This window comes from Actinoplanes sp. NPDC049548 (genome assembly GCF_040676695.1).
GTDB lineage: Bacteria > Actinomycetota > Actinomycetes > Mycobacteriales > Micromonosporaceae > Actinoplanes.
In genome coordinates this window covers 1-13490 of record NZ_JBFAPM010000047.1, presented here as the reverse complement: position 1 = coordinate 13490, position 13490 = coordinate 1, and the positions used below count along the sequence as shown (strand labels likewise).

Genomic DNA, 13490 nt, shown 5'->3' with positions numbered 1-13490 from the left:
GGCCAAGCGCCCGAACATCAAGGCGATCGTCTACTTCGACACCTCCCACGACGACGAGGGCGACCGCGACATCAGCATCGACAGCACCAAGGCCAACCTCGCCGCGTTCCGCGCCCTGGCCGCTGACAAGATCTTCGACGTGAAGCTGCGCTGACCGCGCTCCACCCGAGAGCTCACGAGCCGCCCGGCGGGCCTGCCGGGCGGCTCGTGCCGTGCGCGTCCCCGGGTTTCTCCGGGCCGCGGTTTCAGGGGCCGCTCGGGGTGGATCCCCATGGTCCGCTCCGGCGGCTCCGGGAAGGCTGATGGGCAGCCCACCCGAGGAGAGCCCGAGGTTCACCAGGAGCGCCTCGCGAGCCTCTCGTCGGAAAGGCCGGCTCACCGTCGCGGCCGGTGCGGGGCATCAGGTGCCGGAGGACAACCCGGAGGCCGTCGCCGAGGCGATCATCAGCCGGTAGCCCGGTGGTCAGGGCGGCGGGCCTGGCGCGGGGCACTGGCCGCAGCCCGATCCGACCCGGCCGTGCCGCCCGATCGGCGGCACGCGATCATAGCGGGATGATCATCGGCAGGACCGCAGCCGCAGCCCTCGTGGCGGGACTGATGCCGGCCGCCTGCGCCGATCCTGGCAGCGCCCCACCGCCGTCGGCACGCCCGTCGTCCGCGCACGCTTCGGTGCCGCCGGGATGCGCATTCGCCGGCGCTCGCGTGCAGTGGTCCGCCTACACGAAACGCCCGCTGCTCACCCAGGTCACGCTCTTCCGGCTCACCGACGATCCCGCCTCTCGCACCGGGACGGAGCTCCTGGACGAACCGGTGGCGCCTTCGATCAGCGAGGTCGACGCGCCCGCGGCCTGGGTGCCCGGCCTCGCCCGGTCCCTCAGCAAAGAGACGGGCGACAAGGTTCACGCCGGGCCGGCGCGTCTCAAGGACGGCGGCTACGGCACGGTGTCGCGGACACCGGACGATGCCACGATCCCGGAGTCGGTTCTCTACGTGGGGGTGCAGGCCGTGTCGGCCGGCTTCGTGGTCGACTGCGCTGTGCCCGTACGGGGAACCTTCCATTCCTGGACGTCCATGGATTACGGGACCGTGCACTGTGGTTCCTTCGAGCCCCCGTCCGACCCGCTGGGCCGGCTTGCCCGCGCGTACTGCCCCCGTACGCCCAGCGCCCGGCCTCGATCCGTGCCGAGCTTGCGGCTACCGACCGCGGCCGGCTGACTCGTCCGTCGCCGCCTTGGTGACCGCCGCCAGACGTGGTCTTCGGGCTGGTGGAGGCGGACGGTCGGTGCCGCGAGTAGGCGGCTTGGCCTTTGGCCTGCTGGAAGCACTCTTCGACGGCCCAGCGGGTTCCCGCGACCGGGTGCCGGCCGACGTCGGCGCGACGATGCGGCGGCTGCGCGCGCCGGAGATCTTGCTAAAGAAGGTTTAAGGAACGCTTGCTCAGCGTCATGAACTGCTGCCACATCGCCGCTCGTATATCCCGGTAGCGCAACGAGGCGGTACCGAGACGAACAGGAGTCGTGCATGTATCGACGCGGAGTCAGCAGCCGGACGCGCAAGCTGGTGATCGGGGGTGCCGCGGCAGCGCTGCTCGGCTCGGCGCTCGCGGTCAGCACGGGGATGGGCCAGGCCGCCGAGTCCTGCGTCGGCCTGGACCAGGCGCTGCAGAACAACCTGAACTTCATCGCCGGGCAGCAGGCCAACCCGGACGCGCAGTCGCAGGCCCGGATCGCCAACCGGCAGGCCGTGGTGGACCTGATCCAGCAGCGCCGGGCGACGGCCGGGTGCACGGCCAACGTCCAGGCCGCGGGCAATGCGGGTCGGGGCAACGCGGCTCGGGGCAACGCAGGTCGGGGCAACGCGGGTCAGGGCAACGCGGGTCAGGGCAACGCGGGTCAGGGCAACGCGGGGACGGGCAACGCGGGGACGGGCAACGCGGGTCAGGATCAGAACGCGGGGACGGGGAACGCCGGGGCCGGCTCCGGTAACATCGACGCTTTGGTGCCGGCGCTGGGGTTCAGCCCGGGCGATCCGAACGCGACGGCCGACCGCGTGGGCCCCACCGGGGTGAAAGTTCCCGGTCGCTGCCCGCCCACTCAAGCCCAGGTGAACGCGCAGGTAGCGCTCAAGAATGCGAACTTTCCGAGTGGAACGGATCTTGAAAGCCGCATCCAACGTTACGAGAAAACCCTGTCGGCGATTCAAGACTTGAAATGCCCCGCATCTTCCACGACTTTGCTGGGCCGCTTGAATTCCTTGACCGCGCTGCGCGGAAACGCGAACCGCGACAACATCCTGCGTGGTTTGGGTCTGAACGAAACGCCAGCGGGATAAGGCCAGCGAAACAAGCGGCTCGCGGAGCGGCGCCGCGGGCAACGGCAACCTGATCCTTCGCGGATCCTGATCCACCGCACGGAACCGCCTCGCCGGAGGCCCTCGCACCACGGGGGTCTCCGGCGCGTCCGTGTGTGGGCAATGCGCGCGCTCACCCAACTGCCGTTGCGGTATTAGGCTCGCCGTATGCAGAGAATGCGATCAATGCGAGCGCTCGCCGTCGCGGCGGTCGCCATCGCGCTCGCCGGCTGCGACGACACCGGGCGCAACGATCCCGAGCCGCAGCCGGCGGTGACGGCTCCCTCGACGGCGGTGACCGCCCCGGTCGGCAACATCAGCGTTCCCACGCCGGATTCCGGCTCGGCCTCGGCCTCGCCCTCGGCGTCACCGTCCCGGAGCCGGGCGACGCCGACTCCGACCGGCTGAGGGTGGTGGGCCGTCGCCGGCCCACCACCGCTGCGGATCAGCTGCCGAACGAGTTCACGACGACGGACGTCGTGTCGATCGCAGGGCCGTGACCCTGGTCGTGGGGCACGCCCACCGTCACCGTGCCGAAGCAGGTGCTGCCCTTGCTGTCGGTGACGGTGAAGGAGACCCGGTAGACCCGGCCGTCACCGGTGCCGCTGCGCTCGGCGCGGAGCTTCACCTGGTCCGGCGCGCCGGTCACGCGGGCGGCGTCGGGCGCGGTGTCGCCGTCGCCCGTACCGTCGAGGGCCTCGTCCTGGGTGACCGTGGTGACCGCCAGCGACGTGGCGTCGCCGTCCGGGTCGGTCGCGCCGGAGAGGCGGACGGTGACGAACTTGTGGTTCGGTGGCCACAGCTCGGTGGTGTCGGCCTTGACGGCGGTGCACACCGGCGGGTGGTTGATGATGGGCTTCACCGTGTTCTGCTCGACGAAGGCGGCCCCGCCGGACTGCCCGTTGAGCAGGAACGAGACGGTGCACTTGAGGGGCGTCTCACTGGTGACGCCGGAGCCCAGGGTGAGTGTCTCCGTGAAGGTCACCGTGCTGCCGCTGGTGACGGTCTTGCTCGGGGCGTCGAAGGTCGCCGTCAGCCCGGGGTCGCAGGTGGCCTCCGGGGTGACCGTCACGGGAAGGCTGGTCAGGCCGGCGAGGATGGCGTCGGACACGTCGCCCGGCGGGACGTCGGTGAACGAGCGGCCCTGGGTGGCGGTGGCGATGCGGGACGCCTGGCCGGCCGTGCCGCCGGGGTTGCCGCAGACGCCGTAGTCGGCGGCGCCCGCGGTGGGATCGCCGTTCAGGCCGTTCGCGACGCCGGTCGTGGTGGAGACGGCGATCACCTTCACCTTGGCGGCGACCAGCTCGGCCGTCACGGAGGCCTCGGTGACGGTGGGCTCGCCGGAGATCGCCGAGCAGACCGGGTCGTGGCCCGGCGCGTCGCCGAACCACACGACGATGCGGCTCGAGTCGCTCCGGAACCCGGCCGCGGTCACCAGCTTGTGCAGGGCGAAGAGGTTGGCCTCGGGAGCGTCGTCGCCGCCGCTCGCCGTCCAGGCGGCGATGGCGGCCTGGGCGGCCGCGCCGTTGTCGTCCGCCGCCGGGATCGCGGCGTCGTTACGGTACGCGAACGCGCTCCGTGGGAAGTCCTTGTACTGCCCGGCGCCGTAGCGTGGGTCGCTGGCACCGGCGTCGACGGCGCTGAGGATGGCCGCGGCGTTGCTCCGCACGTCGGCGAGCACGGGCGTCATGCTGCCGGTGGTATCGGCGAGGAAGTACACGTCGGGCTTGGGAAGGATCCGTGGCGTGGTCACGGTCTTGGTGACGGTGTGGTGCTCGCCGGGCTTGAGTGACACCGTCACCGTGGCGGGCGTCACTCCGTCCGTGGCGAAGACGGGCGTGGCCGGGATGAGCAGGGCGGCGACGAGCGCGCAGCCCGTCAATGTTCTGGCAGTCGACACGATGATCCCCTTGGCGGAGAAGGATGTGTGTGCGACCGGTACCGGAGGCTACATCGTGGTGCGTCCACCACGACCGTCGGTGACGCTACTCGTCTGCAGTGAGCCGGAGGTCGGCCGAACGGATCGCCCGGCAGTCGGTTGATCCGCCAAGTGTCGAGATCGGACTGCCGTCGGCGTCAGTGCCGGGCGCGAAGCCCGTCCACGAGCAGATCGAGGAGGCGGCCGGCCTGCTCGCGCTGCGCCGGCTCGCCCGCTGCGAGGGCGACGCCGCTGAGGGCCGTGAGCACGTCCAGCACCGGTACGTCGTCGCGCAGCGTGCCCGCCTCGGCCCCGGCCGCGAGCAGCGGGGTCAGGGCGGCCACCAGCAGGTCGCGGCTGTGGGCGTACGGGTTGCCGCCGGAGGCGATGACCAGCCGCAGCGCGTCGGACATGCCGCGCTTGGTGGTCATGTAGTCGACGAAGCGGTCCATCCACGCCCGCAGTGCCGCATCCGGGCCGTGGGTGCGCAGGAGCTCCGGGGCGGAGGCACACAGCCGGTCGAGCTCGCTGCGGTACGCCGCCTCGACGAGCGCCTCGCGGGTGGGGAAATGCCGGTAGAGGGTGCCGATGCCGACCCCGGCCGTGCGGGCGATCGTCTCCAGCGGCACGTCGGAGCCGCCGGTGGTGAACGCGCGCACCGCCACCTCGAGGAGCCGCTCGCGGTTACGCCGGGCGTCGGCGCGCAGCGGTCGGATGCTCATCACACCGATCCTAGGGCCGGATCCGCTCAAGTCCTGCTCCGGAAGCCCGATCTCAGGGCGTGCCAGAAAGTGCCGCCACCCGCCGTCCGCGGGCGCTCGTCGCGCTCGTCGCCGTGCTCGTGGCCGCCTTCGGCATCTGCATGGTCACCGGCTGGGGCGGCGCGACGGTGAGCAGCGCCGTCTCCGGTGCCGGCACCGTCGCCATGACGGTGGCCGCCGGGATCGCGTGCCTGGTGCGGGCCCGCGGTTGCCGTGGCCGGGACCGTACGGTCTGGGCCGTGCTGGCCGCCGGCTGCTTCGTCTACACGTTCGGGGAGTCCGCCTGGGCGTCGATCGAGACCATCCACGGCCGGGAGGTCCCGTTCCCCGGCTTGCCCGATGCCGGCTACCTCGGGATGGTGCCGCTCGCCGCCCTGGCCCTGCTGCTGGTGCCGACGCCCCGGCAGCCGGCGCCGCAGCGGCTGCGGACCGTCGTCGACGCCGCCATGATCGCCTCCTCGTTGCTGCTGATCAGCTGGCTCCTGGTGCTCGACCCGATGCTCGACGAGGGCGCTGCCGGGCTGACCCGCGCGGTGTCGCTGGGGTATCCCCTCAGCGGCGTAGTCCTGGTCACGGTCGTGCTGCACACCCTCGCCGTGCTGCGCCGCGACAATCCGCACGCCGGCGCCCTGACCGTCGTCGGTGTCGGCATGGTGGTGCTCGGCGTCTCCGACAGCGCGTACGCGTACATCTCCGTGCACCACTCCTACACCTCCGGCGGCCTGCTCGACACCGGCTGGTTCGTCGCCTTCGCGCTCGTGCTGCTGGCGGCTCGCCACCCGGCCAAGGCGGTGGCGGTCGTCGACGGGCCGGCCGAGCCGCGGGCGTTCGCCTTGCTGGTCCCGTACGTGCCGATCCTGCTCGCGGTGATCTGCAGCGTGACGTTCTCTGCGGTGACCGGCCACACCGACGCCTTCCACGCCACGTGCCGGGCGGTGCTGATCCTGCTGGTCGTCTCCCGGCAGCTGCTCACCCTGCTGGAGAACCGGCACCTCACCCGCGGTCTGGAGGCCCGGGTCGCCGAGCGCACCGCCGAGCTGCAGGCCCGCGAGCTGCGGTTCCGTGCCCTGGTGCAGCAGAGCTCCGAGTCGGTCGCGATCGCCGACGCCGACTCGACCCTGCGCTACCAGAGCGACTCCGTCGAGCGGGTCTTCGGCTGGCCGGCGCGGATGCTGCTCGGTCACCGGCTCGTCGAGATCACCGGGCGCCGGGCCGGGCCGCGCATCGCCGCCGCGATCGACGCGGTCCTGGCCGGCCCGGAGCGGGTCACGGTCCTGGAGGTGCCGCTGCGCCACCAGGACGGTCAGGTCCGTCTCGCCGAGATGACCATCACCAACCTGCTCGACGACCCGGCCGTGGGCGGGCTGGTGCTCAACACCCGCGACGTGCACGACGCCAAGGAGCTGCAGGAACGGCTCATGCACGAGGCGTACCACGACGGGCTGACCGGGCTGCCCAGCCGCGCGCTGTTCCGCGAACGGCTGGTCGAGGCCGTCGAAGGCACCGGTACGGACGACGTCGCGATCCTCTTCCTGGACCTCGACGGCTTCAAGGAGGTCAACGACAGCCTCGGCCATGCGGCGGGCGACCTGCTGCTGTGCCAGGTGGCCGAGCGGCTGCAGGCCGCGGTCCGCGAGGGGGACACCGTGGCCCGCTTCGGCGGCGACGAGTTCGGCGTGATCGTCGAGTCGCTGGCCGCCCGAGCCGACGCCGAGGCGGTCGCGGGCCGCATCGCCGCCGCCCTCGAGGCGCCGTTCCGCGTCGGCGAGCGCGAGCTGCCGGTCGCCGCGAGCATCGGCCTGGCCTGCGCGGCCGACGCCGAGGACGTCGATCAGCTGCAGCGCAACGCCGACCTCGCCATGTACCGCGCGAAGTCCGGCGGCGGGAACGGCCTGGCCGCGTACGACCCGGCCATGCTCAGCGGCCTGGTCCGGCGCCTCGAGCTGGAGGCCGACCTGCGGACCGCGCTGGCCCGCGAGGAGCTCGTCCTGCACTACCAGCCCACCGTCGACCTGCGTACCGGGGAGATCACCGGCTTCGAGGCGCTGGTGCGCTGGCACCACCCGACCCGGGGCATGATCTCGCCGCTCGACTTCATCGGCGCCGCCGAGGCGACCGGGTTGATCGTGCCGCTCGGCCGGTGGGTGCTGCGCGAAGCGTGCCGCCAGGCCGTCGCGTGGGGGGCGGGCTCCACCCGGCCGCTCAAGATGGCGGTCAACGTCTCGGTCCGGCAGTTCGAGCACGGCGACCTCGCGGCGACGGTCGCGGAGGTCGTCGCCGAGACCGGCATGCCGGTCGGCCAGCTGTGCCTCGAGATGACCGAGAGCGTGCTGCTCACCGACACCGAGGAGAACCTCGCCCAGCTGCAGCGCCTCAAGGCCCTGGGGGTCACCCTGGCCATGGACGACTTCGGTACGGGGTACTCCTCGCTGGCGTACCTGCGCCGGTTCCCGATGGACACGCTGAAGATCGACCGCTCGTTCGTCGACCGGCTCGGCGGCGACCGCGAGGACGAGGCGCTGGTCCGCACCATCGTGCGGCTGGGCCAGAGCCTCGGCATGACCACGGTGGCCGAGGGCATCGAGGACTCCGAGCAGCTCGCGGTGCTGCAGGAGCTGCGGTGCGACTACGCCCAGGGCTTCTACCTGTCCCGCCCGCTGCCGGCGGACGAGGCCGGCCGCGTACTGGTGGAGGGGTTCGCGGCCAAGATGCACTGACCGGCGGCCAGCCGGTGGCGCAGGGCCAGCTGCAGCCGCAACCGGGCATCCGGGTCGTCCAGCGCGGCGCCGAACACCCGGCGGATCTTGCGCATCCGGTAGCGGACCGTCTGCGGGTGCGCGTGCAGCGCCGCCGCGGCCGCCACGACCTGACCCTGCTCGCGCAGCCAGGCGTGCAGCGTCGCCAGCTCCGGCTCCCGCAGCTGACCGGCGGCGGCCAGCTCCCGCTCGGCGAAGCGGTCCATGAGACCGGGCTCCCATCCGGTGACCAGGTCGAGCAGCCGGTCGTTGCAGCGCACCAGCCCGTCGCCGGGCAGCAGGTCCAGCGCCCGGCGGGACAGCCGGTACGACACCCGCGCCGACGCCAGCGGCACCGACGGACCCAGCGCCGCGCGCCGTCCGGAGAGGACCGCCGTCAGACGGGTGAGCCGTCCGGGGGTCGCGGGCGACGGCACGATCATGCGCGTGGCGTCGTCGATGACGGTGGCGATGGTGCCGTTGCCGGCCGTCCTGGCGAGGCGCTCGCCGTCGGTGCTGTCGATGCTCACCACCGCGACGGTCGCCGGAAGCGGCCACCGCGCCGCGTCCGCGGCCGCCTGCAGCGTCGCCTCTCCCGGCGGGTCGGGCTGCACCAGCAGAGTGATCAGCCGCCGGCGCACGGTGTCCCAGTCCCGGGCGTTCGCGTCCTGCTCGTCGAGGTAGCCCTCGGCGGCCGCGCCCGCCAGCTCGTCGAGGAAGCCGAACAGTGCGGAGGCCAGCACGTAGAGGGCGTCCGGCGGCAGGTCCTGGCCGACGAGGTACGCCCACAGGTCCCGGCCGCCGACCGTCAGCACCGCGCGCAACGCGTCGACCCGGTGGCCCTCGCGGAACTCGGTACGCCCCAGCTCGGCGAAGACCGCCCGGGTGGCCGCCAGGTCGTACGCGGGCGACGCCACGGCCTCGACGAACGCGTCGACAGCGGTCTCGACGCCCAGGGTCAGCCCGCGGCCCTGCCCGCCCGAGAGCGAACGGCCCTGCCCGCTCATCACCGTACGTACCGTGCCCAGCACGCGAGCGCGGAGCAGGGGACGCAGCTCCCGCAGCCGCTCGCCGACGGCGGCCGGCAGGTCCGCGACGCGCGGCTCGAACATTTGTCACCTCGGTGATAAAGCAGCGCTCGGTCTGTGCGCCGCGGGAGCATCATTTTGGCAGCCGGCTTCCTAGCGTGGAGTCATGGAAGCGGATGTGATCGTGATCGGCGCCGGCCTGGCCGGGCTCGTCGCCACCGCCGAGCTGGCCGACGCCGGGCGCCGGGTGCTCCTGCTGGACCAGGAACCCGAGCAGAGCCTCGGCGGCCAGGCCTTCTGGTCGTTCGGCGGCCTCTTCCTCGTCGGCACCCCCGAGCAACGGCGGATGGGCATCCGCGACTCGGAGGAGCTGGCCTGGCAGGACTGGCTGGGCAGCGCCGGGTTCGACCGGCCCGAGGACCACTGGCCGCGGCGGTGGGCGCAGGCGTACGTGCACTTCGCCGCGGGGGAGAAGCGGTCGTGGCTGCACGCCATGGGTCACCGCTCGTTCCCGGTGGTGGGCTGGGCCGAGCGCGGCGGCGGGGCGGCCGACGGCCACGGCAACTCGGTGCCGCGGTTCCACATCACCTGGGGGACCGGGCCGGGCGTCATCGAGCCCTTCGAGCGACGGGTACGCGACGCCGCCACCCGGGGCCTGGTCACCTTCGGCTTCCGGCACCGCGTCGACGCCCTCGTCACCACGGCAGGGGCGGTCACCGGCGTACGCGGGCGGATTCTCGAGCCGAGCTCCGTCGCGCGCGGCGTCAGCAGCTCCCGGGTCGAGGTCGCCGACTTCGCGTACGAAGCGCAGGCCGTCATCGTCACCTCGGGCGGCATCGGCGGCGACCACGACCTGGTCCGCAAGGCCTGGCCGGCGCGGCTCGGCACCCCGCCCCGGCGGATGGTCTCCGGCGTGCCGGCGCACGTCGACGGCCGGATGCTCGGCATCACCGAGGCCGCGGGCGGACAGATCATCAACCCCGACCGGATGTGGCACTACACCGAGGGGCTGCGCAACTGGGACCCCATCTGGCCCGGCCACGGCATCCGCATCCTGCCCGGCCCGTCGTCGCTGTGGCTGGACGCGACCGGCCGCCGCCTGCCCGCCCCGCTGTACCCCGGCTTCGACACCCTCGCCACGCTGCGGCACCTCCGGGCCACCGGCCACGACCACAGCTGGTTCCTGCTCACCCAGAAGATCATCGAGAAGGAGTTCGCCCTCTCCGGCTCCGAACAGAACCCGGACCTGACCGGCCGCAGCGTGCGCCAGGTGCTCGGCCGGATCCGCCCCGGCGCGCCGCCGCCGGTCGAGGCCTTCAAACAGCACGGCGAGGACTTCGTCGTGGCCGGCGACCTACCCACCCTTGTCAGCGGCATGAACAAGCTGTGCGGCCCGCTGCTCGACGTCGAGGACGTACGCCGTACCGTCGAAGCCCGCGACCGCGAGATCGCCCACCCGTTCGCCAAGGACGCGCAGGTCACCGCCATCCGCGGCGCCCGCCGCTACCGCGGCGACCGGCTCGTCCGCGTGGCCACCCCGCACCGCCTGCTGGACCCGGCGGCGGGTCCCCTGATCGCGGTCCGCCTGAACATCCTCACCCGCAAGACCCTCGGCGGCCTGCACACCGACCTGGAAGCCCGCGTCCTGCGCGCCGACGGCACCCCGCTACCGGGGGTGTACGCGGCGGGGGAGGCGGCCGGCTTCGGCGGCGGAGGCATGCACGGCTACAACTCCCTGGAAGGCACCTTCCTCGGCGGCTGCCTGTTCTCCGGCCGCGTCGCGGGCCGCTGCGCGGCAGCCGCGGTCGGGTCGATGTGAATCTTCGGGGCGATGCCCCATTCCGGCGGGCGGTTGCCGGCCAGCACGGCGGCGGCGTGGTCGAGACCGACCGTCGCCGCCACCAGCGGCCGGGGGTCGACGGCGCCGGACGCGTACAGGTCGACGGTGCCGGCCAGCGCCCCCGAGCCGCTGAGCACCCCCACCGCGGTCGCGTCCTTGAGCACCAGCTCCCGCGTGTCCACCAGGCTCGCCTGCGCCGCGAGACCGATGAACACGACCCGGCCGCCCGGCTCCACGAGCTCCACCGCCCGGGCCGGGACGCCGCTGCCGGTCGACGCGTCGACGACCGCGTCCCAGCGCAGGTCCGGCAGGTCGGCCGCGGTCCACGCCCGCTCGATCCCGATCGAGCGCGCGAACTCCGTGGTCTTGCCGAGCACGTGCACCTCGGCACCCTGCGCCGTCGCGATGAGGGCGGTCAGCAACCCGATCGTGCCCGGCCCGGCGACCAGGAGACGCTCGCCGGGTGAGACCGCTGCCGCGCGTACGGCCCGCAGCGCGTTGGCGCCCGGCTCCACCAGCGCACCCAGCGTCGAGTCGACCGTGTCCGGCAGGGGCACCAGCGCTTTCACGGGTACGGGCAGCCGCTCCGCCAGCGCCCCCGGCCACCCGTTGCGGATGCCGATCTCGTACCGGTCGGCACAGAGATGCTGGCGCCCGCCGCGGCACCGGTGGCAGCGGCCGCAGCCGAGCATCGTGTCGCCGGTGACCCGCCGGCCCAGCCAGACGGGATCGACGTCCGTGCCGAGCGCGGTCACCGTGCCGCACCACTCGTGCCCGATCCGCACCGGGTAGGCGGCCTGCCCGTTGTGCAGGTACGCCATGTGCCCGGAGTAGAACTCGGCGTCGGTGCCGCAGACCCCGGCCCGCTCGACGGCCACGACCACCTCGCCCGGCCCGGCGACCGGCTCTGCCACCTGGTGAACCGCGGCGGCGCCGGGCCCCGTAACGACGAATGCACGCATGGGTCCATCCTTCCTGTGACCGGTTTCGCGCCCCGCGATTCACGGCGGGTCGGGGCGATCCGTGCCACGATGACACCGATAGTTCGGTTCAGGCGGGAGTCAAGAGCAGATGAGCGAACACGTTTCCGACAGCGCCGAATGGCAGGCTGTGCAGGGCCACGCCGAGAAGTTCGCGAGCGTGCACCTGCGCGAGCTGTTCGACAGCGACCCGCGGCGCGGCGAGCGGCTCACCGCCCAGGTCGCGGACCTCTACGTCGACTACAGCAAGAACCTCATCACTGATGAGGTCGTCTCCGCGCTCATCGCGCTCGCCGAGCGGGCGAAGCTGCGCGAGCGCACCGCCGCGATGTTCGCGGGCGAGCACATCAACCTCACCGAGGACCGCGCCGTGCTGCACACCGCCCTGCGGTTGCCACGCGACGCGAGCCTCGTCGTCGACGGCCAGGATGTGGTCCGCGACGTCCACGAGGTTCTGAGGAGGATGGGCGCCTTCACCGACAAGGTGCGCTCCGGCGAGTGGAAGGGCGCGACCGGCGAGCGCATCCGCACGGTCGTCAACATCGGCATCGGCGGGTCGGACCTCGGGCCGGTCATGGCGTACGAGGCGCTCAAGGCGTACGCCGACCCCGGCATCGAGTGCCGTTTCGTCTCCAACATCGACCCCACGGACCTGTACGCCAAGACCCGTGACCTCGACCCGGCCAGCACCCTGTTCGTGGTGGTCTCGAAGACCTTCGGCACCCAGGAGACGCTGACCAACGCGACCGAGGCGCGCAACTGGCTGCTGGCCGGGCTCGGCGGCGACCAGTCGGCAGTGGCCAAGCACTTCGTCGCCGTCAGCACCAACGCCCAGCGGGTGGCGGACTTCGGCATCGACACCGAGAACATGTTCGGCTTCTGGGACTGGGTCGGCGGGCGCTACTCGCTGCCCTCGGCCGTCGGCCTGTCGGTCATGATCGCTATCGGCAAGGAACAGTTCGCCGAGATGCTCGCCGGCTACCACGCCGTCGACCAGCACTTCCTCACCACGCCGCTGGAGCGCAACGTGCCGGCGCTGCTGGGCCTGCTCAACGTCTGGTACGACACGTTCCTCGGCGCCCAGTCGCACGCCGTGCTGCCGTACTCGCAGTACCTGCACCGGTTCGCCGCGTACCTGCAGCAGCTGACCATGGAGAGCAACGGCAAGCACGTACGCCTGGACGGCTCCGCTGTCGAGTACCAGACCGGCGAGGTGTTCTGGGGCGAGCCCGGCACCAACGGCCAGCACGCCTTCTACCAGCTGATCCACCAGGGCACCAAGCTGATCCCGGCCGACTTCATCGGCTTCAGCGTGCCCAACCACGACACCGGCGCGATGCACGACCTCTTCATGAGCAACTTCTTCGCGCAGACCGGGGCGCTGGCCTTCGGGCGTACGGCGGAGCAGATCGAGGCCGAGGGCGTCGCGGCGGAGATCGTGCCGCACAAGGTGATGCCGGGCAACCACCCGACGACCACGATCCTGGCGGAGAAGCTCACCCCGTCGACGCTCGGCCAGCTCATCGCGCTCTACGAGCACATCACGTTCACCCAGGGCACCATCTGGGAGATCAACTCCTTCGACCAGTGGGGCGTCGAGCTCGGCAAGGTCATGGCGAACCAGCTCGCCCCGCTGCTGACCGCGGAGGCGGCGCCGGAGGCCGCGAACGACTCGTCGACCGACACCCTGATCGCCCGCTACCGCGCGCAACGCGGACGCTGACCCCTTCCGCGGAGGGCGGCCCTCTTTTGTCAGAGGGTCGCCTCAGGGCCTGTCCTGCCGGTCATGACGGCCTGCGACGGGCCCAGCTTCCGCCTCGCGGCGCGGTCCGGACGGCCGGATACAACTGTGAGGATGGTGGGGTGCTGCCTGGGGTTG

Annotated in this window: 10 protein-coding genes; 6 read left to right on the top strand and 4 right to left on the bottom strand. The window is 72.4% G+C overall.

Features of this window, described 5'->3' with window-relative positions:
- Positions 1-552 precede the first annotated feature (552 nt).
- The 3 genes from AB0J80_RS38140 to AB0J80_RS38130 all read left to right on the top strand — a co-directional run bounded on the left by AB0J80_RS38140 (position 553) and on the right by AB0J80_RS38130 (position 2757).
- Positions 553-1215, top strand: a complete 663-nt coding sequence (locus tag AB0J80_RS38140; RefSeq protein ID WP_364714682.1) for a hypothetical protein — start codon at positions 553-555, stop codon at positions 1213-1215.
- Positions 1216-1521: 306 nt separating this feature from the next.
- Positions 1522-2331, top strand: coding sequence for a hypothetical protein (locus tag AB0J80_RS38135; protein ID WP_364714681.1), 810 nt, complete (start codon positions 1522-1524; stop codon positions 2329-2331).
- A gap of 204 nt (positions 2332-2535) precedes the next feature.
- On the top strand, positions 2536-2757 hold the full coding sequence (locus AB0J80_RS38130; RefSeq protein WP_364714679.1) for a hypothetical protein: 222 nt from the start codon (positions 2536-2538) through the stop codon (positions 2755-2757).
- A gap of 37 nt (positions 2758-2794) precedes the next feature.
- Here AB0J80_RS38130 and AB0J80_RS38125 read toward each other — a convergent pair whose 3' ends face one another.
- Positions 2795-4249, bottom strand: coding sequence for a hypothetical protein (locus tag AB0J80_RS38125; RefSeq protein ID WP_364714677.1), 1455 nt, complete (start codon positions 4247-4249; stop codon positions 2795-2797).
- Positions 4250-4425: 176 nt separating this feature from the next.
- The gene (locus tag AB0J80_RS38120) at positions 4426-4989 is read right to left on the bottom strand and encodes a TetR/AcrR family transcriptional regulator (protein ID WP_364714676.1); all 564 of its coding nucleotides are present in this window, start codon (positions 4987-4989) and stop codon (positions 4426-4428) included.
- Between the two features lie 59 nt (positions 4990-5048).
- Between AB0J80_RS38120 and AB0J80_RS38115 the strand changes: the two genes are divergently transcribed.
- Positions 5049-7745 (top strand): EAL domain-containing protein, encoded by a 2697-nt coding sequence (locus tag AB0J80_RS38115; protein WP_364714674.1) that lies wholly within the window; start codon positions 5049-5051, stop codon positions 7743-7745.
- On the opposite strand, the gene AB0J80_RS38110 is transcribed toward AB0J80_RS38115, so the two are convergent.
- Positions 7670-8875 carry a helix-turn-helix domain-containing protein gene (locus AB0J80_RS38110; RefSeq protein ID WP_364714672.1) on the bottom strand — a complete coding sequence of 402 codons (1206 nt, stop codon included), beginning with the start codon at positions 8873-8875 and terminating at the stop codon, positions 7670-7672. The genes AB0J80_RS38115 and AB0J80_RS38110 overlap by 76 nt on opposite strands.
- Before the next feature lie 82 nt (positions 8876-8957).
- On the opposite strand from AB0J80_RS38110, the gene AB0J80_RS38105 reads away from it, so the two are divergent.
- Positions 8958-10610, top strand: coding sequence for an FAD-binding dehydrogenase (locus tag AB0J80_RS38105; RefSeq protein WP_364714671.1), 1653 nt, complete (start codon positions 8958-8960; stop codon positions 10608-10610).
- Here AB0J80_RS38105 and AB0J80_RS38100 read toward each other — a convergent pair.
- Positions 10517-11593, bottom strand: coding sequence for an alcohol dehydrogenase catalytic domain-containing protein (locus tag AB0J80_RS38100; protein ID WP_364714670.1), 1077 nt, complete (start codon positions 11591-11593; stop codon positions 10517-10519). The genes AB0J80_RS38105 and AB0J80_RS38100 overlap by 94 nt on opposite strands.
- Before the next feature lie 109 nt (positions 11594-11702).
- Between AB0J80_RS38100 and pgi the strand changes: the two genes are divergently transcribed.
- On the top strand, positions 11703-13334 hold the full coding sequence (gene pgi, locus AB0J80_RS38095) for a glucose-6-phosphate isomerase (RefSeq protein WP_364714669.1): 1632 nt from the start codon (positions 11703-11705) through the stop codon (positions 13332-13334).
- Positions 13335-13490: the final 156 nt, after the last annotated feature.